This window comes from Pseudoalteromonas nanhaiensis (assembly GCF_051235485.1).
Lineage (GTDB): Bacteria > Pseudomonadota > Gammaproteobacteria > Enterobacterales > Alteromonadaceae > Pseudoalteromonas > Pseudoalteromonas lipolytica_C.
Map to the genome: position 1 here is coordinate 114,160 of NZ_JBPNYQ010000004.1, position 24,068 is coordinate 138,227.

Consider the following 24,068-nt stretch of genomic DNA (forward strand, 5'->3'; position numbering starts at 1 on the left):
AGTTTAATGCTATCAGTTAGTAAGCTGTCTATCGATTATGGTAGCAATCGTGTGGTAAGTGAACTTAACTTATCACTTGGGGAAAGTGAGATCCTCATGCTAGTTGGTCCAACTGGCTGTGGTAAAAGTACAATTTTACAAGCGTTAGCTGGGCTTATTCCTATTAGCGAAGGCGAAATAAATTTAGGTTCATGGCGAGCTACGCCAAAACTAAAAGTTCCCCCGGAAAAACGTAAAGTAGGAATGGTGTTTCAAGATTTTGCCCTTTTTCCACATTTAACTGTTGAACAGAATATTTGCTTTAGACTTAACGATACTTCTAAAGCCGATCATTGGATAAAGCTACTAGGTCTTGAAGCATTTCGAAATAAAAAGCCGGCAACCTTATCTGGTGGTCAAAAGCAGCGTGTCGCACTCGCTCGAACTCTTGCTCATGAACCAGACTTTGTTTTACTTGATGAACCATTATCTAACCTAGATGCAGCTCTAAAAGATACTCTTCGATGGGATATTAGAAATGCTTTAAAGGCTGCAGGTGTTCCCGCTATTTGGGTGACCCATGACCAAGAGGAAGCCTTATCTGTCGGTGACCGTGTAGGGGTGCTTAAAGAGGGGATAATTCAGCAAATTGATACTCCTGAGCGTTGCTTTAGCTTGCCAAGTAATCGTTTTGTGGCACGCTTTTTAGGTGAGGCAAGTTTCATTGCCGGTAATTGTGTAGGTGATACAGCCACAACAGATATAGGCAATGCACCAGCAATCAAAATAGATCATGATGCAGCAAAGGTTGATGTATTGTTGCGCCCTGATGATGTGCATCTAATTAATAATGCTAATACAAATAACGGTGAAGTGACCTGGGTACGTTATGAGGGTGGCAGCCGATTATGCGCTGTTAAACTTGCATGCGATACTGTGGTGACAAGCCGTGTGAGCCATGAAGTGATAGTGCGCCCGGGTGATGCTGTGCATGTTTCAATCAATACAACCCATCCACTTGCGGTTTACGCAGCTTAAATAAAACTTTGTGTGCAGGTCAAATTGGCCTGCATTTTCATATCAGGGTAGGTCGGGCTTTAGTCCGTGATCATTCAAGTTTAAAGATTTGTCGCCATAAATGACGACTTACATAACAACGCTGGATCGAGTTTAACATCAGCCCTCAGCCATCAAACGCGATATAAAATCGCTACTAGCAACTTGCTAACTTTACTCTTGTTGCTTGCTAACTTTCCCCTAGTAACCTGTTACTCGCTCACTTTCTGCCAAACGTAAAAAGCCCGCCAGTAGGGGCGGGCTTTTGCTTTATAACAAGGTTAACTCGTTATTAGAATGTGTAACGTACACCTACACGCATTTCCCAAACTGATGCGTTGCTTTGTGTTGCAGTTTTACCATTGTTAGGGCTAAAGTTTGAGTAAACGTAACGACCTTGGTCATCGATTGATGTTTTAATCATACGGTTACCAACGAAGTTACCTTTCTTAAGTACACCCCAGTCATCGTTTAACATGTTAGTTAAGTTATCGATAACGAAGAATACTTCACCTTTGTGACCAGCCATAAAGCCAGGTAACTCTTGAGTCACTTTAAAGTTAACTTTCGTGAACCAATCAGCGTTTTGGCTGTTACGGCCAACGATTTCACCGCGCTCAAGGCCTTGAGCAGAAATCCACTCGTTAAACTCATTAATTTCATCAGCAGTCATATCATAAACAACGTTAGGGTCATTTACTTCAGGGATATACATTAGCTGACGGCTACGGTTTGAGTTGCTATCACCCCAAACTTTGTCACTACCGTTATATGTGTAGCTGTAAGGTAGACCTTTGTACGTTTCACTGAATAGGTTGAAACGTGTGCTGTAACCATCAAACAACTCAGTTGTGTAACCTAATGTCATAGTAAAGCGATGTGGGATCTCGTAATCAGATGTGCGTGCACCCGGGTTAGTTGGATCGTATGTCGCCATGTTACCGTAGTTAGAGCTAGCTACAGAGCTAGTCATTGGGTTAACATCTGTCGAATCTGTGTAAGCGTAAGCTAGTTGTACGCTAATACCGTTATCAAAACGCTTGCTCATTGCAGCAGAAATGATATGAGACTCACCACTGTCGCCACTCACATTAGTAAGTAATAAGTCCCCGCTACGGCCTTCTTTAGACTTAAGAATTGGACGACCATCAAACGTTGTTTCACCAGAATCTTGCAACGCGATGTCTTGGATAATTGCAGCATCTTTACGTTTAGTGAATAAGTAATCTAGAGAGAATACATACTCATCTTCAGTTGTGTATGTTGCACCTACTGAGTATTTCCACTCTGAAGGCATATCGAAGTCAGGGTCAACAGCATTTACAGATGAGTCACCCGCGCCAATTGTTGTATTAGCAACTTCATCAAACATATCTTGTGGCACTTCGTAACCTGGTGTACCACCATTCACTGTCGGTGTATTGAATAAATCAACATCTTCACGGTAAGTACCAATGTTTGTGATACCGTCGTTAGAGTATGAGTTAGATAACCAAACATTCGGGTTACCACCAGAGAATAGGCCAACACCTGCACGTACTTCTAATGCATCTGTTGCATACCATTCAAAACCAACACGTGGTTGAATTAAATCGATACCGTCGAATGTTGCTTGGTTACTAAAACCATAACGATTAGTGAAGTTTTCATTGTAGTTAGGATTGTCGTCACTTGTGTATTTGTCGTAACGAAGACCAAATGTTAATGTCGCATCTAAATCTGTGAAGCTGTACTCATCTTGAACATAGAAAGTGTGTTGAGCATATGAGAAGCTTGCAGCAGCATCAGTTGGGTTGTTAGTACCAGCAGCATTGTTATAGTAAATACGTGCAGCTTGACCAGCTTCAAAATCATCTACAGAATCAAAACGCCACTCACCTTGAGTTTGCTGTACGAATTGGTTAAATACGTCTAGCTTTTCGTACTCATAACCACCAGTAATCGTATGTTGATCAAGGTAATATGTACCAGCAACTTTTACAGTTGTTGTTTCATAGTCTAGGTCGTTTGATTGACGAGAGTCATCTGGACCGATATAGATAGTACCACCACCAGCAGCATCAATTTGCATTTCACCAAAGCTGCTCGCTGCATCTAAAGATTGCACAGTTGCATCTAGCTCTGATTTACCTAGGCGAACTTCAGTTGAGAAGTTGTCTGACCAATCTGAGTAAAGTGAACCGATGATTGATGTAAACTCAGCACCTTGCTTGAAGAAATGGTTTTCTAAAGCTACTGTATCGCTGTATGCATCTGATTGAGATAGCGTGAAAGCGTCATTGTAGTTATAGATTAAGTTTGCACGGTGATCGTCATTGATGTTCCAGTCTAACTTAACTAAGATTTTCTCATCTTCAACTGGTGCGCTCGATGGCATGCCACCTGCGTCATAACCGTAAACATCTTGAGCGATTTGTTGTACACGAGCTACGTCTGCAGCTGAAACACTACCTGTATTTAAACCGCCGTATTCGTACTGTTTAACACCTTCAACTTTCTCATAAGATGTGAATAAGAAAAGGTTATCTTTAATTAGTGGTAAACCAACGTTGAAGCCGTAACGTTTTTCAGTGTAATCACCGTTATCGTAGTCTTCACCTTCAATTTTATCGCCTTTCATTGAATCATTTGTGTAATCGAAGAAAACACCACCGTGTACTTCGTTACCACCAGATTTAGTAACAGCATTGATATTACATGATGTGAAACCACCATATTGAACATCAAAAGGCGCTAGTTCAACGGCAACCTGCTCGATTGAATCGAAAGAGAAAGGAGCACCGATTGTTGGGTAACCGTTTGAGCTTAGACCGAAGTTATCGTTCATACGAACGCCGTCTAGCGTTAAGCTGTTGAAACGTGGGTTGCCACCACCACAGTTGATTGAACCGCGGCTATCATCGATTGTTACGCGTGGGTCGATACGAATGATATCTTTTAAGTCACGGTTGATAGCTGGTTGGTTTTCTAAATCTTCAAGTGTGAAAGTCGCAGCAGGACCTGTACCACCAGACATACGGCTGATAGGACGACCTGTAACAACGATTTGTTCGATGTCTGATTGCGGCTCTAACGTAACATTAACAGGGTAGTCAGCACCAACTTGTAGGTTAATATTGTTGAAAGTTTGATCTGCAAATACGTCAGAATCAACAACAACGCGGTAAGGACCACCTACGCGTAGGCCTTTAGCTGTGAAGTAACCCGCATCGTTCGTTTCAGTTTCTTTAGTTGAACCTGAAGGTAAGTGAACGATAGTAATCTTAGTGCCAGCAGCAGGGTTGCCGCTAGGACCTTTGATTTGACCCTTGATAGCAGATGTTGTTTCATTTGCTAACGCTGCACCACTCACACCAACACATGCTGCAATAGCAAGTGATAGAGCTGTTTTGCGGAGTTGGATTTTCATTATGTTATTTCCCGTGTTAGAGGTTATGTTTCATTTATAGTTTGCTGTCAGTTGGCATCTTAAGTGCCTTTACTAACGGTTTTGCTGATTTATCAAATAAACTATTTAATAAACCGGCCAATCTTATCCCGCCTTGCTGTAGGCGAGTTTTAACAATTGGTAAGTTTTTATAGATATAACTATAACTTACGTTTGTTTCATTTTCTTTATAGATTGAATTTGCAATATTATGTGATTCGATTAACCAATCGCTAGGTGAACTGGTAAGGTAGTCCATTATCAACGCTTGATTTGTTGTATTTATAAATTGCGCAAATTCAGTATAGGACAAATTTTCATTTTCAATGAGTTTTGAGTCCCATAGGCTATGTAAATTGGTATCTTGCCCGAAGAATGTGACAGAAATATTGTTGCCGCCACGATCTTCACTGCGACCTGCATGGAATGGTTGGTGACTATCACCAACAAGATGAACTAAAAAGCGTAAAGCAAACTGTTTTTCTGCAAGTGATGCTTTTTGGTTTTGTAAAACTGAAATTGAATATTCCATCCCTTCAAGGATGTCAGACACTGTGTCTTTATTGTGGTGGGCATGAGAGTCGAAATGGGGATCAGCATCACCATCTTTGAAATTGATGTAATGCCAGCGAGATGACTTTTTTTGCCAAAATTGCTCAGGGGCAGAGCGCATTTCATCGGCCCAAGTGGCAATTTGAGGGAGTGACTCGCCATCAAGTAAAGGAATTAATGCTTGCCTCGTGGTGTCAGTAATATGCTTAGATGCAATTTCACCAACAATACGATGACCATTTTGTCCCCATGCATTAGCCGGAGTACTTAACACCGCTGAAATAACAGGTGTCGATAACAGCAACATCTTTATTGTTTTTTGTAACATTGACTCAGTGTCCAAAAATGAATGTGCCCTGAAGCACGATTACTTGGTGCTAATTCTCCTGAATTTTAAAACAAATAGAAAGGACTCAATAAGATTCATAATTTCTTGTTCATATATGTTTAAAAACAATGAGTTATTTATTTCAGGTAAAATTACCTGTTGTAATAAGTAAGAATAATTGTTCAAATAGAGGCAAGGGTGCGTTGTTGGCTATAAAAATTGAATTTAAGAACAATACTAATAAAAAAATCTTTGATTGTTACATTTTTGTTTCTGTCGTTTGGCTTGTTTTGTTTTGTGGGAATTTTACAAGCAAATAAGCCTATATCTGATATCGATACGTTTATTGAAACTTCTTTTCAATGTGATACTAAATCTGAGGTTAATCTTAATGAACTTGTCGTATATTCATCTGGTAAACGGCTAGCTGAAGATGTCGCGTTTTCATTATGTCAAGACGACACTATCAGTAAGCAATATGGCAAGGTTATCTCTTATTGGGGTTACAAGACATCTGATACAGTTGAGTTTTTGGGTAAAGGATTAGCAGATTTGATCCTCGCAAAAGAAAACTTAATTAACGCTTTTATGGCAGAATCAACTTACAACTATAAAGCCGTTGTTGGTTTTCCTGATTACACCGCCTACTTTATTTCAAGCAAAGAAAAGCCGCGGCTAGATAAAAGTTATTTTCTTGACAAACGAATTGGCCTTTTAGATTACCCTACAAGCCGTTCTGGTCATATTTTGCCAAAACAGTTGTTCAAAAAGTTAGATATAAATTTAGAGAACTTAGACATTACCTATGCTGGCTCTCATTCAGAGCTGAGAGAATTACTAGCAAGCGGTAAAGTTGATCTAATTTCTTCTTATTGGCAAGACATAGACCAGCAACGTTTTTCAATCAATTATATTACTCCCATCAGTGACAACATTAGTGGCAGCCGTTGGTACCTTAAAATGCAAGACGAAAACACAGATCTTCTCTGTGCTGTTCAAAAACGTTTAATTGATTTAGCGCATGACCAAAATTCTCATTATTTCAATCACGTTCAATCATTCTTTAACTGTAAAACGCAACACTCGATGCGAATAAATGCTGAGGTAAACAATGCTACCAATTAGAGTAAAGCTAATTTATGGTTGTTTATTCTTTGTTATTTGTTTGGTCTTATTTGGTAGCTATATTCTTGTAAAAGCGGTTAAGTCAACAGAGAATAATCAATTAAGCTTGGCAAATATAGAGAAGCGAATCGCCTTAGATTTAACGCATTTAAACCTTCCTGATGACTTTTTAAAGCATTCTGGTAGTAAAGAGGCTGTTATTGACTACCTTGCTAAGCTTAATTCGCAGCTCAAAGAAACCCCGATTTTTGTTTATTCCATCGAAGGAATTACAGAGTTTCCAGCAAGAGCAGATCTGATTGAAAAGCAACTTCAAACACCACAAAAAGTTTTTACTATTAGTTTTGTTATTAATAACAATATTTTAAATAAAAATGATATTGCAGTATTTATTTTGGTATGTTTGTTTTCACTTGCGATTAGTTATTTAGTCTTCTTAAGTGAACGCACAAAATTACAAGTAGCAAAACAAGTTCCCGAACCTGAATCGAATAGTAAAACAAAACCTATTTTGATTGTCGATCTTCAAAATAAAACGTTGGCAGCAAATTGTAGCCCTGATAAACCTGTTGCATTAGCCAATAAGCCGTTATGTTTTTATTTGGCTTTGGTTGAGTTTTGTACTGAAAATCCTGATGTAGTGCTCAATCAGAATAAGGATGTTCCTGAAGAGTTACTTACACTTGCTAATAAGTATTTTTACCGGTTAGTTGAATTAGGTCATACAGTTCGGAAAAGACCAAATTTTACCAATAGTTTAGAAAAAACCTTGAGTGAAATCCGCGCTGCGCTTGATGATGTTTGGCAAGATCAACCAGAAGTTAAAGATGTTTATTATCCACCGAAAGCGCATGGTGAAGGTTCGCGTTCACGTTTACATCATTATGGATTAAAGAACATAACGTTAGAAGATATTGAAGTGATAGGTAAGTAAAACTAAAAAAGGGAAGTCATTGACTTCCCTTTTTACTTTTAATTTGTTTATTTAGGCGCGAAATCGGCCGCTTTAATAGGACTATTTTGCTCAAAGAAACGTTTTAATGCCTGTGCGTCAGTATCATCTGTACTGACAAAGCCTTCTTTGTTTGTAAGAGTAGGGTAGCCATCACCACCTGAGGCGTTGTAGCTGTTAATACTCATACGATATGTTTTAGTCATATCAAGTGGTTTACCAGCAATTTTAACATCAGATAATGTGTCGTTTTCACGCTTAAAGCTTAATTTATAATATTGCAAGTAAGCACCTGAATCAGGTGGGAAAGAAGTTACAACAGATAGGTAATCAAATAATGCCTTCCCGGTCATATCAATATAGGTGATACGGTTTTTAAAAGGGTGAACTTTTAAAATGTCTTTATAGCTCACATCGCCAGCTTGAATGCTATCACGAATACCACCGCCACTTATTATACCAAAATCAGCACCAACAGATTGCATTTGTGCAGCAATTATTACCCGTGCTAGGTTTACTTGCTCGTAACGAACTTTGTTACGGTCACCCTCTAGCTTTTCATCAACTGCACCAATCTTTCCAGCAATTTGCGCTGCCCCTTTTGCTTGATAAACCGCAAGTACATCTTGTAAGTTTTTGTTTGGTTCGATGTAATCAGCTGCCAACTTTTTATTGCCGTTTTCATCATTGATATAAAGATTTACCGGAATCAGCGCGTAATTAAGTAGTGTTAGTTGACCATTTTCTAATTTGAATTCAGCTTTACCAACATATTTACCCCACTCATGTGCTTGCATGATCCAAGTACCATTTTGTTGATCTGGCTTACACTCTTTGCCTGGTATAAAACTCTCATCTGCGACGTTGGCCTCTTTCATACAGACCGGTTCTTGTGAATGCCCACCAACAATTATGTCAAGTGTACCCTTTGGTAGGTTACGAGCCATTGTTACATCACCCGGTGCATTAATACCAAAGTTTGCATCAACATAATGGCCCATGTGTGTAACTGCAATAGTGATATCAGGGTTGTATTGTTTATCGATTTCAGGAGCTAGCTTTGCTGTAACTGCTGTTGGGTCTTTAAACTCGAGGTTGCCAATATATTGAGGGTTACCTATTTTAGCTGTATCTGTGGTTGTTAAACCGATTACAGCTATTTTTAGGCCATTCTTCTCAAAGATCTTATATCCTTGATAACGTGTCTCGCCAGTTGCCTTATCTATAATATTGGCAGATAAAAATGGGAAGTTAGACCATTTTTGTTGTTGATCAAGTACTGCCAGTGGGTTATCAAATTCATGATTACCTATAGCCATGGCATCATAACCAATGATAGACATACCTTTAAAATCAGGCTCTGCATGCTGTAAGTCAGACTCAGGAATACCTGTATTGATGTCGCCACCTGAGAGTAATAATACTGCATGACCTTTTGCTTTAGCATCAGCTCTTAATTGATCAATTAAGGTCTTACGAGCTGCCATACCATACTCGCCTTGCTCATTGTGCCAAAAGCGACCATGGTTGTCGTTTGTATGGAGTAATGTGAGGTATTGTACTGAATCAGTGTGTGTAGAAGAGCTGCAAGCCGCTAAGGTAAGCAGTAAAAAAGAAGATAAAAAAAAGCGCATAATTGTTTGCCTGTTAAAAGCAGTAGTTAATTAAGCGCTTAGTTTAAACGACTTATATTTAAATTAAATGTCTTTTATAGATTTTTATTGCTATTTTCGGTATTCAATTGTCCAGTCGCAGCGAGTTGCCTACGAATTAACTCTTGTTCTGCATAATGTGATTTTTGATGGTTATTACCAACCATCCAGTTTAAGAAGCTCGCTGGTAATTTACTATACGGCTCACCTTGGTGTAAGCCAAAATCGCATATTGCGTTTTCTTCATTCGCCATGGTTTATTCCTGTGTGTTCTTTGTTGTCATGCAAATACTAACAAACTCAGTGTATTTGATAAGACGATTTTGATTTAAGATTTATATTTTTTATAACCATAATGAATACGCAGTGTAAATAAATGTAACTAACTTGTAATTGATTTGGCGCGTTTTGTGTAACTATTTTGTTTGCTATTTAAGCGCCTAGCGTTTTTGTTTAGTCTTGCTGCAGTTTTAGAATAAAAATATCAGGAAAGATAAAAAATGAAAAAATATTTAATTGCCTCTGTGCTTTGTGCTGCAAGCTACAGCGCCAACTCAACTATCATTGAAATGCAAACTAACCAAGGCACGATTACAGTTAATCTATTTGATCAACACACCCCCATAACTGTAGAAAACTTTTTAAACTATGTAGAAGAGGGCAATTATAATAGTAGTGTCATTCATCGCTCTGTTGAGAATTTTGTTTTACAAGGCGGAGGATTTAAATTTGATTCTGATTTTAAAGCTATTGAAACAAATGACGCGATAAAAAATGAGCCTAAACTATCTAATGTGAAAGGCACCATTGCGATGGCTAAGCAAGGTGGTAATGCAAATAGTGCAACTAGCCAATGGTTTTTCAATTTAAAAGACAATAGCGCTAATTTAGATCTTCAAAATGGTGGTTTTACTGTGTTCGGTCAAATTACTGCTGAAAGCCAAATGGTGTTAGATAAAATCACTGAACTCACACACTGTGGTGATATTCCTGTTGTTGGTTTAAATAACGATCAATGTCCAACAGATACCTCAGGCTTTAATGGTGAGAATTTAGTAACTATTAATAGTGTGGTTATTCTTGACGATGATCCGAACTCTTCTCAATTATTAAAACCAAAAGAAAACACGCTGATCAAACAAGATAAGCCATCAGGTGATTTAGACAGTGGCTCAGGTGGTAGTATGGCGTGGATGCTGTCTTTACTAGCATTGTTTGGCTTTTGTCGTCGTAAATAATTCCAACCAACAAAGTATACCCAAACCACCTCAAGATGCGAGTTGCAGTTGGAATTAAAAGCGATTTAGGCAAGGCATTGATTGCAAGTAATAGTGGTTCTATTGTTAAAATCAATAACGCAGTATAAATCGCTTTTAAACCAACCCTTTGGGCGCTTCACAGGCACTTACTCTCATCGTTGTTACTTCTTAAAAGGGGATGCCATTCTTGCAAAGTAACGCCTTGATATTAAGCTCCTGTGAAACGCTGAATTCTGCATCTTGAGGTGGCTTGGGTATATATAAGGCGCTTAAAAGCGCCTTATTTCTTAGTATTACTAAGTATTAAAAGATTGTTATTAATATCAGTACCCACATAATCAGCATAATAAAGCTACTGATAACAAAGCTATAATATCTAGGCTTTAACGTATTAGAGGTTAAATGTATAAAGCTATGGATTATGCGCAAAACGACATAAGCCCAAGCAAAGCCAACAAAAACAGTACCTACAGCATTTAGTTGTAGTGCAGTTAAACACGCAATAAAAAACAGTACAGGCATTTCGAACTGATTTATAAAGTTACGATCTGCAACACGCACGTGCGCACCTGCTTTTTCTAAATCCATTGTTAGAAAGTCTTTCATTTCTATGGTTTTTTTCTTAGCCGCGCTAAAGCGGCGCTTGCCCATAATGTACATTACTATGAATGTAAGTAATACCTGAGTAAACATCGCTACGATTAGCCACTTTTCCATAACTCACCCTTTTATATTGTAATTATTATGATTATTAGCCTTTTGTATTGCTTTTTCACAATGTGTTACAAACTTTTAGTGTTAGTCTGTTAAAAAGCATTGAATTGCGGCTGATGAAAACTCATCATAAATAAAAATTGATTCAATATCTAATGGATACATAATAATGAAAAAAATAATGGGCCTTAGTGCAATCGCATTTGCTGTGTTAGCTGGGTGTTCTTCAACATCTACTATGACTTCATCTACAGCTAATAGCAGTCTTATACCTGATTCTTTGGTTGTCAGTCCAAACGATGCCCGGGAATATAAAACACTAAAACTAGATAATGAGATTGATGTTATTTTAATCTCAGATCCGAGTGTAGAAAAGTCAGCAGCTGCACTTAGTGTTGGTGTCGGTTTACTACACGACCCTATGTCGCAACAAGGTATGGCACATTATCTTGAACATATGCTTTTCCTAGGTACAGACCGCTATCCTGATACCAAAGGTTACAGTGACTTTATGACCAAAAACGGTGGTGTGCACAACGCTTACACTTGGTTAGATATCACTAATTATATGTTTAAAGTAAATAACGATGCCTATGATGAAGCATTAGACCGCTTTTCTGACTTTTTTAAAGCACCTAAGCTTTACCCTGAATACACTGATAAAGAAAAAAATGCGGTTAATGCTGAATGGTCGATGCGCCGTGAAATGGACTTTTTTGGACAATTTAAATTAGCACGCAAGATGATGGGAGACCATCCTGCAAACCGTTTCTTAATTGGTAACCTAGAAACGCTAGGTGATAAAGAAGGCAGTGATTTACATAAAGAAACGGTTGCTTTTTATAATAAATACTATTCATCTAATATCATGAAAGTGGCGATGATTTCTAACCGTCCGCTAGCTGAAATGGAAGCAAAAGCTAAACAGTATTTTGCAGATATCGAAAATAAACATATCGAAAAACCAACAGTAACAGATAAACTTGATTTTGATAAAGTCGGTGGCAAACGTGTTTACTATTCACCAAATGAAGATGTTAAACAATTACAACTTGAATTTACAATCACCGATAACAGTTCACAGTTTGCAGTTAAACCTAATCGCTTTGTGTCTTACTTGTTAAGTAATGAAATGCAAGGCAGCCCGGCACAAATATTACGCGATAAAGGCTGGGTATCACGTTTATCTGCTTCTGATTCACCTACACAATATGGTAACTACGGCAGCTTAACAGTAAGTATTGAACTAACTGACGCAGGCATGCAAAACCGTGAAGAAATTGTTGCTATGGTAATGCAGTATATTGCGTTAATTAAAGAGCAGGGTGTTGATAGCAAGTATTTTAATGAAATTCGTACTTCGTTAAACAATGAGTTTCAATTTCTTGAAAAAGGTGATGAGTTTGGCTACGTAAGTAACCTTACTGATAGTATGCAAAAGTTCCCAGTGAACAACGCAATTAATGCACCTTACTATTATGCAAAGTTTGATGCTGACGCTGTGCAAAACGTGCTTTCACAGTTAAACGAAGAGACGCTACGTATTTGGTATATTTCAAAGCAAGAAGAGACAGACTCGCAGCTACATTTTTACGATGGTAAATATCGTATTGAAGATATCAGCGACGAAGAAGTTGCAAGCTGGAATAAACCAAGCGAATATGCTTTAGCTTTACCTACTGTAAACCGCTTACTGCCAGAAAGTTTTGCTATTAAGACCGCGGAATTTAAACAGCAAGCACATCCTAAACTGGTCTTTGATAAGCAAGGTGTCAAAGTTTGGCGCCAAGCAAGTCAGCAATTTGCTGAGCAACCTAAAGGGCTTGTTGAAGTTTACATTAACACACCTGATGCATTAGTTGATGTTAAAGCACAGGTACTTTACTCAATTTGGGCTGATCTGTATAACTTAGAGCAAAGTAAATTAAGCACTGAAGCGGCTGTAGCAGGTATGAGTTTGGGGTTACAGCCAAGCAATGGTCTTATATTATCACTGAGTGGTTTTACAGATAAGCAAGACGTATTATTGGCTCAGGCGCTTGAAAATCTGACTTTAAATGTATCAGAAGATGGTTTTGCACAAGCGATTGACCGTTATAAGCGTGATTTACTAAATCAACAAAAGCAATTTCCTTTCTATCAAGCATTTGGTGAATATTCTAAGCTTACACGAAGTGGTAAATTTGATACCGAAACCTTAATTGCGGCGGCAGATACGCTAACCCTTGCTGATTTTACTGCTATTAAGCAATCAACTCTTGCTGCAAATGATTTACGTGTATTCACGTTTGGTAACTACAACCAAAATGATGTTGAATCTATTGCTAATAAGCTAACAGCTATATTACCTAAGGCTCATAAATCTACTGAGTTTGCTCGCAGCAAAGCCTGGTTGCCACAAATAGGTGAACGTATTGTATTGCAAAAGGATATTGATGTAGCTGATGTAGCGATTATCGATATGGTTGTTCATCCAACACCGGGTTATAAGCAAAAGGCTCAAGCGCAAGTGTTACAAAGCCACTTCAGAACGATTGCTTTTGATAAGCTTCGTACCGAAGAGCAGCTTGCTTATGCTGTTGGTGCGTTAGCCCGTCCGATTGAAGATTACTCTGCACTAGGTCTTTATATCCAAACACCAGTTAAAGGCCCTCAAGAAATGCAAGCACGCTTTGATGAGTTTAAAAAGCAATACGCAGTAGAGCTTGATAACATGACAGAAGAAACATTTTCACAACTTAAAAATGCAACGCTGGTATCTTTAAAAGAGCAACCTAAGAATCTAAGTGATGAAATGTCACCACTTATCACAGATTGGTATCGTGAAAACTTTAACTTTGACTCTAAAGAAAAGCTTATTGCTGAAGTTGAAAAAGTAACCTTGGCTGATTTGAAAGATTATTACAAGAAAACCATGCTGAACAGTGAAGCACCACGCTTGAACATTCAAATGCGTGGTAGCAAGTTCGCTGATAAGCCATTTGCAGATCTTAAAAATCAAACAAAAGTTGAAAACTTAGAAACTTATTACAAAGGAATTAAATTCCAAAAGTAACTTATTAGTTGATAAACAAAAGCCCAAGCAATTGCTTGGGCTTTTTAATTTAGGCGATGAACAAAAACCCTATAAATGCAGCGGTTGCCGCCAGTAAGGTGTAAGGTAATTGAGTAACCGCATGGCTGACTAAGTCACACCCTGAGCCTTGTGCAGCAAGTACTGTGGAGTCAGAATAAAAGCATGCTTGACTACCAAACGATGACGCCGACAACAAAGCACCAATTACTAGAGGAATGTTGGCATCAATTGCATAAGCCAGTGGCATCACAATTGGAATAGTTACTGCGAAAATCCCCCAGCTAGAACCCGTTGCAAAAGCAAGTACTGCCATTGCTAAAAACACCACGGCAGGTAGGTATTGTGCTGTCATATAAGGGCTTAAAGTATTAATGACATATTGCGGAAGCATTAATTGGTCACACACATCTTTAAATATAAAGGCCGCAACGACAGTACCAATTGCTGGGATCATACTTTTAAAACCATCTAACATACGCTCCACTAGTTCTGACAATGTCATTAGTTTTTGCAACATATAGAACGGTAACACCACAGCAAAGGTTGCAAGCAATCCTTTATATACGTCAATGTCGAAATAAACAGTAAACGCAACAAGTAAAATAATCGGCACTAAAAAGTTATAGAGTTTGCCATTGGATGCTGCTGTTTCAAAGTTCTCTTCTGCGGCTTTAACAGCGTATTCATCCGCTGTTTGTACATCGGTGTATTGGCTATTTGAGATCTCGATTTGATTATTCATTGCACGTAGTTGTGCCTTTTTCATCGGCCCAAAAGCAGGGATCACATTTAAGCTGACAAGCAATACAACAAGTACTGCAAACCATGCGTACAACATATAAGGGATTGCTTCGATGTATACGGCAATACCTTGGCCTTCTGCTGCAACATTGTTATCGACTAATAGGCCACCAAAAAATACCGCCCATGTAGAGAGTGGTACAAGAACACAGATAGGTGCGGCAGTTGAGTCAACAACATAAGCTAGCATTTCGCGGCTAATTTTAAACTTATCGGTGATACGCTTCATGGTTTCACCAACCGTTAATGCATTGAGGTAATCATCGATAAAAATAATCACACCTAACACAAAGGTCATTAGCAAAGATGAGCGTTGACCTTTGGCAAACTTTAACGCTAATTCAGCAAATGCACTTGCTCCACCGGTTCTTACCAATAAGGCAATCAAGGCACCAAACCCGCCACAGACTAAAATTAGCCAGGCAATGGTTTCATCCTGCATCACTTTTAACGATATATCAGCAAAGTTTGACAGTATAGCTGTTGGCCCAAGCATGGCTAAACCAAACAAAGCTCCAACAAGTAAAGATAAAATAGGGCGGCGTAAAAACACGGCCAAAACAACCACCAATACTGGCGGTAGTAAACTTAACGCAGAAGGTTCTTGCATTATATTTTTCACACAGTTAAGCAATGCGAGATTGCTTACAGAAATCCGAAGTCTATCGACTCAAGTAACTGCTTTACGCGAACACACTTTTATGGACCCTGTAGGGAAAGTGCCTGCGTTGGCTGGCGCCAGACAGTATAGAGGGTATACTGCTTTTGTTTTGCCCAAAACATCGAAAGAAAAATAATCTTGAATATAAATTTAGTCAATAAGAATTTTTATTGCGATGATAATTATTTTACACTCTTCAACGGTGTTACTTTTTTAATTTAATTAAGCAAGGGTTTATGGCATTTTCAGATACATACAGACTCAGTAGTCACGCGGTTATAACTAACAACCAAGGTCAAGTGCTATTACTTAAAGCTAATTATGGTCAAAAAAGTTGGGGATTACCTGGCGGCGCTTTAGATAAAGGCGAAACAATTCATCAAGCGTTACTTCGCGAATGCCAAGAAGAGCTTAATAGTGAGGTAGATATCGCTTATTTAAGTGGTGTTTATTATCACACTGCATTTAATTCTCATGCGTTTATTTTTCGAGCATATCTGCCTAATGATGCCCAGATAGTGTTGAGTAATGAGCATACTGAGTATGCTTATTTCGCCATTGATGAGCTCTCAGCAGTGCAAAAAGAGCGTGTTTTAGATTGTCTTAATTTTACCAATGATGTGGTAAGTAAGGTATTTTAATATATGACGAATATATATTTACGTGCTGGCCTGCCTGATGATGCGGCATTTATTGTTGAGCTTTTGAACCAAGTAACATTTTTAGAGCATATCGGAAATAAAAATATAAATACACCAGCACAAGCAGAGCATTATATTCAACAAACCTTTATAAATAGTCACCAGCAATATGGCTTTGGTAGTTATATTGTCTGTTTAGCTAATGGTACACCGGTTGGTATGGTGGGGCTGTTTCAGCGTGATGCATTAGCTATTCCTGATTTAGGGTTCGCGTTGTTAGCCAACTATGAAGGTAAGGGCATTATTACATCGGCAGCTAGGTTGTTGATGGCCAAAAAACACGTATTAGATCTTGGGGTGCTTGCAGCAATAACCTCGCAAACAAATATTGGCTCGCAAAAGGTACTACAAAAACTAGGCTTTGAGTTTATAGGCGATGTCATCATTAACGATGACAATCAGCCACTTAAACTCTTACTAAATAGCAAGCTTTGACACTTCGTTTGCAACTTGTTTGTTAACCTTTAGCCAAGTTGACTCAAGGGTGGCTACAAGTCCCTCGTAATCACTTGCTTGTAAAGGTGTAAGCTCATTGAAGTAATTGACCGCCTTCAACTTTCTGCCAGATTCAGGAGTTGTATAGTACAAGCGCCAAAGCCCTGCAATATTGGCATTACCTTGCTCATCACCGTTAAAGTGATGTAGCTCATACTCTAATTCATAAAAGCTTTGCTGGTCTAAATCGGTGATCACAGGTAAGCCTTTTATAACCATCCAATTATCAAGCTCAGTGTAAAGTTGTTGATGAGCACTGGCAGTTAACATCAAATCAGGAGATTCACTCCATAAATGATAGTTAGCAGCATTCACTCTGTTGTTATCAAGCACCATGGCGATACCACGATTATTTAGCGCACCACGTAACTTTACTGTGTTAATTCTGAGCTGAGCTTGGGTATTCTCCGCTAAGCGTTGCATTGCCACTATCGGCTGCGAAAATTGATAATACTCAATGGTTGAGAATGAAGTTTGGCTACAGGCCGAAAGTAACAGCACTGATGCAATTGAAGCACAGAGTTTAAAGTTCATTATTGTTTCCTCGGCGTTGGATCTGCAGGTAGCTCTTTATCAAAGATCAACATATTCGGTTGCTGGTTTAAACCACGTGTAAGTGGTTGTAGCTCTTCACTTAAACGTTTAAATTCAGACAAGGTTGTTTGTAATTGCTCATGGAATGTTGATCCTTGTTCGTAACTTGCCATAGTTTTTTCAAATTGCTTCATTGTCTTATCGAACTGTTGCATGCTTTTGGTCATCTCAGCAAAGTTGCGATTAATATCACCCGGTAAGTCTTGAGTATCTTGTTTATTAAGCAATTCACGCATGTCATGTGCAAGTGCTTGGTATTCTGCAAAGGTCGTTTGCATTTGTGCCAAACTGTCTTCGATTTTGAGATTATTGACTTTATTTAATACATCAGAGACTTGATCAGCAATGACGGTAATTCCACTTGAAACACTCGGGAATACTGTATAGTCAGCAATAGTTGTTAATTCTGCAGGTTCAGCATTATCATAAATGTCCAAGTCCACATACACTGCACCTGTTAATAAGTTTCCTGGCTTTAATGAGGCTCTTAAACCACTTTTAATCCAGCCATCTAAACTTGACTGCCAGAACTCTCTGGCTGCAACATTGTCATGGTAGAGTCTTCCATACTCAATTTTAATCAGCGCTGGCACTGCAGTGTTATCGACCCTAAAGTGGGCTGGTTTGCCATTTATAATGACATTTGCAGGTGCTTCAACAACAGTACCGATGCGCATCCCTCGATATTCAACTGGCGCACCAGGACGTAATCCACGAATTGATTGTTCAAAGTCAATTAGATAATAATCAAAGTCATAAAATCGCTCTTCAAGAGCAGCTTTGTAGCTATTACTTAGTGAGAAGCTATGGCCATTTGTGGCAATTTCCCCCGGTTTCTGTTGCTCAGGAATACCAACAGAAATCCCCCCTTTAAGTAACTTACTCAAAGAGCCCGTATTGACATTAATACCATCGGCAGACAAATCAATTTGTATACCTGAGTTAACCCAAAAGATAGAATTAAGCGTGATCAGGTTTTGATAAGGCTCATTAATGAAAATACCATATTTCATGGCTTGATTTTTCCAATCAAAGGTAGCCGTTTCTATTTGCCCGATTTTGTAATCCTTAAAATAGATACCTGTACTCACATCGAGCACTTCAGCGTTATAGCCATGGAGGATAAAGCGACCTCCTTTTACATCATTGGCAATTAGCGCAGGTTCATCTTGTAGTTCAAATCGCTCGGATGTTTCTTTACTTTCGCCTGGAGCAAACTCCAGATAAACACCCGACAATAGGGTACTCATCCCACTAATACCGGTATCATCAATGCGAGGTTTAACAACCCAAATTTTCGCATCATCCGTTAAAAGGTCTTCATAGTGTTTATCTATTTGTGCTCGTGCAATTACACTATCTTGCTCATCTGAGAGTCTTACATGGTCAATTTGACCGATTTTTACACTGCGTACCTTTATTTCTGTTTTGCCTGCGATAATACCTTCAGCATGGGGCATTTTGATAAAGATTGTTGTACCTTTATTTGCTTGGTATTGATACAGCATCCATGCGCCGATGAATAAAGCGATTACAGGAATAATCCAGATTGCCGATATGTTTGGCGCTGTTTTTATATTTGCTTTTTCGCTCATGCCAAGGTCTCTTGTTTTACTTTATTTAAGTTATTAGGGGAATCCCACAATAAACGTGGATCAAATGCATGGGCTGCCAGCATCTGGCAAATCACCATTGTTGTAAAGAATATAGTACCTATACCAGGCGTTACTGACATCAAATTTCCTAACTGTACTAAGGCTACTAAAATTGCCACAACAAATACATCGATCATTGACCATTTTCCAATAAATTCAGTTAATTGATAAATTCGTGTGTAGCTTTTGGTTTGTCTGTTTGCCGGCTGCATCACCATAAAGCATAAAAAACTCAAAATGAGAGCTTTTGCAAGTGGTACGACAACACTCGCTAAAAAGATGATCATTGCGATAGGATAAGAACCACTATTCCACAAGATCATCACCCCACCAATTATGGTTGAGGGGGTTTCATCACCTAGGCTAGTGGTGTACATGATTGGGTAAATATTTGCAGGTATATAGCAGGCAACGGAAGTGATCAGCCATGCTGCCGCTTTTTGTACACTAAAAGGGTTACGAGTGTATGTTTTAGATTCACAACGAGAACAGATTTCACTGTCGCATAGTTGACCACATACATGACAAGCCCTAAGGCCTTGGTCGATTGCACGAGTATTCGGCTTGATTTGCTCTATAAAAACAGGCTCTTTGAGTTGATACCATAGATTTTGTTTATTGAGCTTAGCAGTGGTGGCAATATAGCTAATAACAAATGCGCCATAAGCCCAAAAGCTCACACCGAATTCAATATCAGCCATCGACATTATTTTTACCATACTGACCATGACACCAATTAAAAATATTTCTGACATAATCCAAGGCTGCAGTGCAAATGTTGTTTTTAAGAGCCTTTTTCCCCATTGATAAGGGAGTATCTTAAGTAACCCTAAATGTAATGGGATTATCAGTACAAGCAGTAACATAGGTAAGCCTATGATGCTGATATCTATGAATAATCCTAAAAAGTCATTGTCGTAGTTAAACAGAATACGTGCCGCATCAGGTAGGGTTATAGTTTGGGTGATGCCACTGCTTGAAAAAGATAAAAACGGGTAAAACATGCTACTTAACAGCATTAAGATCGCACTTAAGCTCAGCGCTACGACAGCACTATCTTGATTTGCTTGCGAACAAGACAGTTTGGTTTTGCAATGAGGACAAACCGCTACTTGTTTCGCACTTAAATGTGGGATCTCAACGACAAGGTCGCAGCTAGGACAGGCTGTTTGCAAACTTAGGGTCTCATAAACAAGAACTTAGTTTAGTTTGCATCAATAACTCGATAAATTCAAATGCACCCTTTCCTAAAATAGGCTAGAATTTACGCAAAGGTGCATAGATTAACTATGCAACTGTCTATTAAGGTGTGTAGTGAAACATTTTTTTATCCTTTTGTTGTTTGTAAGTTGTAAGGGCCTATGTTTATCAGAGCAAGCTGGAGAAGACCCTATTGTTGTTGCAGCCAGTTCTTATCTCCCTCCTTATGTTATTAAAGATAACGACAGTGGTATTCAATTAGAAATATTAAAAGCAGCGTTTAAATCTCAAGGGATCAGTAACATTGTTGTGCAATTCATGCCAAACAAGCGTGTAGAGCAGCAGTTGCTGCAAGGAAAAGTTGATATAGCTTTAAATTTCGCTTCTGGAGCGAGTACAAATATTTACCAAAGTGAACCACTATTACGCTATCAAAATGTAGCGATAAGTTTGGCTGAACAAAATTTAAAAATAGACAGCATTTATGATTTAGCTGGTAAAAGTGTGCTGGGTTTTCAAAATGCGACCAATTTTATTGAAGCACCTTTCAAATCGGTGACACGCATACTTCGTTCTTATGATGAGGTAGTAAACCAAGAAGCACAAGTTGACCATTTAATGAAGGGATGGGTTGACGTTATCATTCTCGAAAGACGTGTTTTTTTATATTATCTTGAGCAATATAAGCAGACAGCCGAAATAAAACCTTTCGTTGTGCATCCAATATTTAATGAAGCACCTCGACCTGCATTTTTCAATAGTGAAGTTTTAAAGGATACCTTTAATACAGGTCTAGGCCAAATTGTAGAATCTGGCGAATATCAAGCGATAATTCGCCTTGATGGCACTGAATATGCGCAAATAAGCAGCAATGAATTACGCAAATAAAGCAACAGTTTGGCGGCTTAGTGCGATGAGCTTGCCATCATCACTCCAAATACAGCCATCTTCAAGACCGTAACCATCTTTACTATGATGTGTAACTGCTTCATAGCCAATCCAAGCATCATCAGCGATGTTTGGCTCTTCAACAAACTCGATATACCACGACATGCTACTGGCTGGGGCTGGCTGTTTATACATTTGTAATAAGGTAGGCGGCCATGCATCCGTAAGGGCAATGATATGCGCTTCGCTCATGTGTTCTGGTTTATGTTTAAATTTCATCCAGCCGCCTAAATGTGATGTGTCAGCGCCAGAAAATGGCATATTTCCGTCTTGTAAGCATAGCGCGACGTGCTGGAAAAATGCCGGCATTAAACCTTCTTTATAAGGTAGAGTAAAACGTTCGTCTACTGGTTTAAGCTGCATGCTTTTTGACACATCTACGCGTACTGCTGATTCTCGATTAGCGCCAAAACAGGCTTGTGTGATAACACAAACATCGCCATTTTGAATTACTTTAGCAAGTACTTGCGCACTGTTTTTACCTTCGCGTAAAACTTCAACATCAATTGAAAAGTCGCAGTCAGCGATTAACGGACCAACAAAGTTAGTGCTTAAAGATAGTAAACGACGAGAGTTGTCGATATGTTGACGAATTGCTTGATATAATAAAGCTGCTGATAAACCACCAAACGCAGTGCGACCTTGGCACCAGTTTTCTGGAAACTGCATTACTTTTGTTTTGTCTTTGCCAAGTTCTGTTGCCATGGCGAGTAATTGATCAAAATGCATAATTTTCCTTAACATTTATTGCTATGGACAAGGTTATAGCACAGCTAAAGTCATCAGACCAGTTTGTTTGTATTGCTAGAAGTGTTAAAAAACCCCTCTTTTTGAGGAAAAAATACCCATTTGGAAAATATTTCAAAAAAAAGTAAATTTTTTTCATTTTTACAGTTGAATTCAGTTTCCTGCACCCCTATTTACTAGTCATCGAACGTTTTAACGAATTTTGAAGTTGGAGAAGATTCATGGGTAGAATTATTGGAATCGATTTAGGTACTACTAACTCTTGTGTAGCAGTACTAGACGGTGATAAAGCACGCGTTATCGAAAACGCGGAAGGCGATCGCACAACACCATCGATCATTGCATACACGCAAGACGGTGAAACATTAGTTGGTCAACCTGCAAAACGCCAAGCAGTAACTAACCCAACTAACACATTATTTGCCATCAAGCGTCTAATTGGTCGTCGTTTTGAAGACGAAGAAGTACAACGCGATATCGGTATCATGCCTTTTAAAATTGTAAAAGCTGATAACGGTGATGCATGGGTTGAAGCGCGTGGCGAAAAGCGTGCTGCACCACAAATTTCAGCAGAAGTGCTGAAGAAAATGAAGAAAACAGCAGAAGACTTCTTAGGTGAGCCAGTAACAGAAGCAGTAATCACAGTACCTGCTTATTTCAATGACTCACAACGTCAAGCTACTAAAGATGCTGGTCGTATTGCTGGTCTTGAAGTTAAACGTATCATCAATGAGCCAACAGCCGCTGCACTTGCATACGGTATGGACAAAAACAAAGGTGAAAACGTTGTTGCTGTTTACGACTTAGGTGGTGGTACTTTCGATATCTCTATCATCGAGATTGACGAAGTAGAAGGCGAGCACACGTTTGAAGTTCTTGCAACTAACGGTGACACTCACTTAGGTGGTGAAGACTTCGATAACCGTGTTATCAACTACTTAGTTGAAGAGTTCAAGAAAGATCAAGGTATCGACCTTAAGAACGACCCACTTGCAATGCAACGTGTTAAAGAAGCTGCTGAAAAAGCGAAGATTGAACTGTCTTCTGCACAGCAAACAGAAGTTAACTTACCGTACGTGACTGCTGACGCAACTGGTCCTAAGCACATGAACGTTAAAGTTACTCGTGCAAAACTTGAGTCTCTTGTTGAAGACTTAGTAACTAAGTCAATCGAGCCACTTAAGCGTGCACTAGCTGATGCTGATTTATCAGTAAGCGATGTAAATGACATCATCCTTGTTGGTGGTCAAACACGTATGCCTCTAGTACAAAAAACAGTTGCTGAGTTCTTTGGTAAAGAGCCACGTAAAGATGTTAACCCAGATGAAGCCGTTGCAGTAGGTGCAGCGATTCAAGGTGGTGTACTAGCTGGTGACGTTAAAGACGTACTACTACTTGACGTATCTCCGTTATCACTAGGTATCGAGACTATGGGTCAAGTAATGACAGCACTAATTGAGAAAAACACGACGATTCCTACTAAGAAATCGCAAGTATTCTCAACAGCTGAAGATAACCAATCAGCGGTAACGATTCACGTACTACAAGGTGAGCGTAAGCGTGCAAGCGATAACAAATCTCTAGGTCAATTTAACCTAGAAGGTATCCGCCCAGCGCAACGTGGTACACCACAAATCGAAGTAACATTCGACGTAGACGCGGATGGTATCTTACACGTATCTGCTAAAGATAAAGATACAGGTAAAGAGCAGAAGATCACGATTCAAGCTTCTTCAGGTCTAAGTGATGAAGAAGTAGAAAAAATGGTTCGTGATGCTGAAGCACACGCTGAAGAAGATAAAAAATTCGAAGAGCTAGTAGCTACTCGTAACCAAGCTGATGCAATGGTTCACGGTACACGTAAGCAAATCGAAGAAGCGGGTGATGCATTACCAGCAGAAGATAAAGAAGCAATCGAAGCTGCGCTTACTGAGCTAGAAGCGGCGATTAAGAGTGATAACAAAGAAGAGATTGAAGCGAAAACACAAGCTCTAGCTGAAAAATCACAAAAGCTAATGGAAATTGCGCAAGCGAAAGCACAACAGCAAGGTAGTGCTGATGCAGGTGCACAGCAATCTTCTGCAAAACAAGACGACGATGTTGTTGATGCAGAGTTCGAAGAAGTGAAAGACGACAAGTAATTGCT

19 protein-coding genes are annotated in these 24,068 nt (G+C 39.0%); 9 read left to right on the forward strand and 10 right to left on the reverse strand.

Going from position 1 to position 24,068, the window contains the following annotated elements; genetic code table 11:
- The first annotated feature begins 6 nt into the window (after positions 1-6).
- Complete coding sequence (locus ACSFVZ_RS05800; protein WP_199526886.1) at positions 7-1,017, forward strand: ABC transporter ATP-binding protein; 1,011 nt, start codon at positions 7-9, stop codon at positions 1,015-1,017.
- A gap of 310 nt (positions 1,018-1,327) precedes the next feature.
- Here ACSFVZ_RS05800 and ACSFVZ_RS05805 read toward each other — a convergent pair whose 3' ends face one another.
- Both ACSFVZ_RS05805 and ACSFVZ_RS05810 read right to left on the reverse strand, forming a co-directional pair.
- Complete coding sequence (locus ACSFVZ_RS05805; protein ID WP_435558331.1) at positions 1,328-4,444, reverse strand: TonB-dependent receptor; 3,117 nt, start codon at positions 4,442-4,444, stop codon at positions 1,328-1,330.
- 34 nt (positions 4,445-4,478) lie between these two features.
- Entirely contained in the window at positions 4,479-5,342 is an 864-nt protein-coding gene (locus ACSFVZ_RS05810) for a S1/P1 nuclease (protein WP_435558333.1), read from the reverse strand.
- 219 nt (positions 5,343-5,561) lie between these two features.
- Here ACSFVZ_RS05810 and ACSFVZ_RS05815 point away from each other — a divergent pair, with 219 nt between their 5' ends.
- The gene (locus ACSFVZ_RS05815) at positions 5,562-6,467 is read left to right on the forward strand and encodes a type 2 periplasmic-binding domain-containing protein (protein ID WP_435558334.1); all 906 of its coding nucleotides are present in this window, start codon (positions 5,562-5,564) and stop codon (positions 6,465-6,467) included.
- On the forward strand, positions 6,454-7,401 hold the full coding sequence (locus ACSFVZ_RS05820) for a hypothetical protein (protein WP_435558335.1): 948 nt from the start codon (positions 6,454-6,456) through the stop codon (positions 7,399-7,401). Before ACSFVZ_RS05815 ends, ACSFVZ_RS05820 begins: the two co-directional genes overlap by 14 nt.
- Positions 7,402-7,448: 47 nt before the next feature.
- On the opposite strand, the gene ushA is transcribed toward ACSFVZ_RS05820, so the two are convergent.
- Complete coding sequence (gene ushA, locus ACSFVZ_RS05825; RefSeq protein WP_435558336.1) at positions 7,449-9,053, reverse strand: bifunctional UDP-sugar hydrolase/5'-nucleotidase UshA; 1,605 nt, start codon at positions 9,051-9,053, stop codon at positions 7,449-7,451.
- A gap of 74 nt (positions 9,054-9,127) precedes the next feature.
- Positions 9,128-9,325, reverse strand: a complete 198-nt coding sequence (locus ACSFVZ_RS05830) for a hypothetical protein (protein WP_135926585.1) — start codon at positions 9,323-9,325, stop codon at positions 9,128-9,130.
- A 246-nt stretch (positions 9,326-9,571) separates the two neighbouring features.
- Here ACSFVZ_RS05830 and ACSFVZ_RS05835 point away from each other — a divergent pair, with 246 nt between their 5' ends.
- Complete coding sequence (locus tag ACSFVZ_RS05835) at positions 9,572-10,309, forward strand: peptidylprolyl isomerase (RefSeq protein ID WP_435558337.1); 738 nt, start codon at positions 9,572-9,574, stop codon at positions 10,307-10,309.
- Positions 10,310-10,633: 324 nt separating this feature from the next.
- Here ACSFVZ_RS05835 and ACSFVZ_RS05840 read toward each other — a convergent pair whose 3' ends face one another.
- Positions 10,634-11,047 carry an MAPEG family protein gene (locus tag ACSFVZ_RS05840; protein ID WP_435558338.1) on the reverse strand — a complete coding sequence of 138 codons (414 nt, stop codon included), beginning with the start codon at positions 11,045-11,047 and terminating at the stop codon, positions 10,634-10,636.
- 166 nt (positions 11,048-11,213) lie between these two features.
- Between ACSFVZ_RS05840 and ACSFVZ_RS05845 the strand changes: the two genes are divergently transcribed.
- Positions 11,214-14,099, forward strand: coding sequence for an insulinase family protein (locus tag ACSFVZ_RS05845; RefSeq protein WP_435558339.1), 2,886 nt, complete (start codon positions 11,214-11,216; stop codon positions 14,097-14,099).
- A gap of 49 nt (positions 14,100-14,148) precedes the next feature.
- On the opposite strand, the gene ACSFVZ_RS05850 is transcribed toward ACSFVZ_RS05845, so the two are convergent.
- Positions 14,149-15,531, reverse strand: a complete 1,383-nt coding sequence (locus tag ACSFVZ_RS05850; protein WP_435558340.1) for a Na+/H+ antiporter NhaC family protein — start codon at positions 15,529-15,531, stop codon at positions 14,149-14,151.
- Positions 15,532-15,818: 287 nt separating this feature from the next.
- Between ACSFVZ_RS05850 and ACSFVZ_RS05855 the strand changes: the two genes are divergently transcribed.
- Positions 15,819-16,223, forward strand: coding sequence for an NUDIX hydrolase (locus ACSFVZ_RS05855; RefSeq protein ID WP_199526167.1), 405 nt, complete (start codon positions 15,819-15,821; stop codon positions 16,221-16,223).
- 3 nt (positions 16,224-16,226) lie between these two features.
- The gene (locus tag ACSFVZ_RS05860) at positions 16,227-16,718 is read left to right on the forward strand and encodes a GNAT family N-acetyltransferase (RefSeq protein ID WP_199526166.1); all 492 of its coding nucleotides are present in this window, start codon (positions 16,227-16,229) and stop codon (positions 16,716-16,718) included.
- Here ACSFVZ_RS05860 and ACSFVZ_RS05865 read toward each other — a convergent pair.
- From ACSFVZ_RS05865 to ACSFVZ_RS05875, 3 genes are read right to left on the reverse strand one after another with little or no spacing between them, the layout of a single operon-like run.
- Positions 16,701-17,312: a PqiC family protein gene (locus tag ACSFVZ_RS05865; protein WP_135926592.1), complete on the reverse strand. Its 612-nt coding sequence runs from the start codon at positions 17,310-17,312 to the stop codon at positions 16,701-16,703. The two genes, ACSFVZ_RS05860 and ACSFVZ_RS05865, sit on opposite strands and share 18 nt — an antisense overlap.
- Entirely contained in the window at positions 17,312-18,967 is a 1,656-nt protein-coding gene (gene pqiB / locus ACSFVZ_RS05870) for an intermembrane transport protein PqiB (protein WP_135926593.1), read from the reverse strand. Before pqiB ends, ACSFVZ_RS05865 begins: the two co-directional genes overlap by 1 nt.
- Positions 18,964-20,202, reverse strand: coding sequence for a PqiA/YebS family transporter subunit (locus ACSFVZ_RS05875; protein WP_435558341.1), 1,239 nt, complete (start codon positions 20,200-20,202; stop codon positions 18,964-18,966). The genes pqiB and ACSFVZ_RS05875 overlap by 4 nt, the downstream gene beginning before the upstream one ends.
- 139 nt (positions 20,203-20,341) lie before the next feature.
- Between ACSFVZ_RS05875 and ACSFVZ_RS05880 the strand changes: the two genes are divergently transcribed.
- Complete coding sequence (locus ACSFVZ_RS05880; RefSeq protein ID WP_435558342.1) at positions 20,342-21,115, forward strand: substrate-binding periplasmic protein; 774 nt, start codon at positions 20,342-20,344, stop codon at positions 21,113-21,115.
- Here the strand turns inward: ACSFVZ_RS05880 and ACSFVZ_RS05885 are convergent.
- Positions 21,104-21,904, reverse strand: a complete 801-nt coding sequence (locus ACSFVZ_RS05885; RefSeq protein WP_135926595.1) for a thioesterase family protein — start codon at positions 21,902-21,904, stop codon at positions 21,104-21,106. The two genes, ACSFVZ_RS05880 and ACSFVZ_RS05885, sit on opposite strands and share 12 nt — an antisense overlap.
- A gap of 239 nt (positions 21,905-22,143) precedes the next feature.
- Between ACSFVZ_RS05885 and dnaK the strand changes: the two genes are divergently transcribed.
- The gene (gene dnaK / locus ACSFVZ_RS05890; protein ID WP_253038954.1) at positions 22,144-24,063 is read left to right on the forward strand and encodes a molecular chaperone DnaK; all 1,920 of its coding nucleotides are present in this window, start codon (positions 22,144-22,146) and stop codon (positions 24,061-24,063) included.
- Positions 24,064-24,068: the final 5 nt, after the last annotated feature.

Excerpts from the sequence above, each read along its gene's own strand:
- ACSFVZ_RS05800 (WP_199526886.1), top strand. The coding sequence starts at position 7 with ATGCTATCAGTTAGTAAGCTGTCTATCGATTATGGTAGCAATCGTGTG.
- ACSFVZ_RS05805 (WP_435558331.1), bottom strand. The coding sequence starts at position 4,444 with ATGAAAATCCAACTCCGCAAAACAGCTCTATCACTTGCTATTGCAGCA.
- ACSFVZ_RS05810 (WP_435558333.1), bottom strand. The coding sequence starts at position 5,342 with ATGTTACAAAAAACAATAAAGATGTTGCTGTTATCGACACCTGTTATT.
- ACSFVZ_RS05820 (WP_435558335.1), top strand. The coding sequence starts at position 6,454 with ATGCTACCAATTAGAGTAAAGCTAATTTATGGTTGTTTATTCTTTGTT.
- ushA (WP_435558336.1), bottom strand. The coding sequence starts at position 9,053 with ATGCGCTTTTTTTTATCTTCTTTTTTACTGCTTACCTTAGCGGCTTGC.
- ACSFVZ_RS05830 (WP_135926585.1), bottom strand. The coding sequence starts at position 9,325 with ATGGCGAATGAAGAAAACGCAATATGCGATTTTGGCTTACACCAAGGT.
- ACSFVZ_RS05835 (WP_435558337.1), top strand. The coding sequence starts at position 9,572 with ATGAAAAAATATTTAATTGCCTCTGTGCTTTGTGCTGCAAGCTACAGC.
- ACSFVZ_RS05840 (WP_435558338.1), bottom strand. The coding sequence starts at position 11,047 with ATGGAAAAGTGGCTAATCGTAGCGATGTTTACTCAGGTATTACTTACA.
- ACSFVZ_RS05845 (WP_435558339.1), top strand. The coding sequence starts at position 11,214 with ATGAAAAAAATAATGGGCCTTAGTGCAATCGCATTTGCTGTGTTAGCT.
- ACSFVZ_RS05850 (WP_435558340.1), bottom strand. The coding sequence starts at position 15,531 with ATGCAAGAACCTTCTGCGTTAAGTTTACTACCGCCAGTATTGGTGGTT.
- ACSFVZ_RS05855 (WP_199526167.1), top strand. The coding sequence starts at position 15,819 with ATGGCATTTTCAGATACATACAGACTCAGTAGTCACGCGGTTATAACT.
- ACSFVZ_RS05860 (WP_199526166.1), top strand. The coding sequence starts at position 16,227 with ATGACGAATATATATTTACGTGCTGGCCTGCCTGATGATGCGGCATTT.
- ACSFVZ_RS05865 (WP_135926592.1), bottom strand. The coding sequence starts at position 17,312 with ATGAACTTTAAACTCTGTGCTTCAATTGCATCAGTGCTGTTACTTTCG.
- pqiB (WP_135926593.1), bottom strand. The coding sequence starts at position 18,967 with ATGAGCGAAAAAGCAAATATAAAAACAGCGCCAAACATATCGGCAATC.
- ACSFVZ_RS05885 (WP_135926595.1), bottom strand. The coding sequence starts at position 21,904 with ATGCATTTTGATCAATTACTCGCCATGGCAACAGAACTTGGCAAAGAC.
- dnaK (WP_253038954.1), top strand. The coding sequence starts at position 22,144 with ATGGGTAGAATTATTGGAATCGATTTAGGTACTACTAACTCTTGTGTA.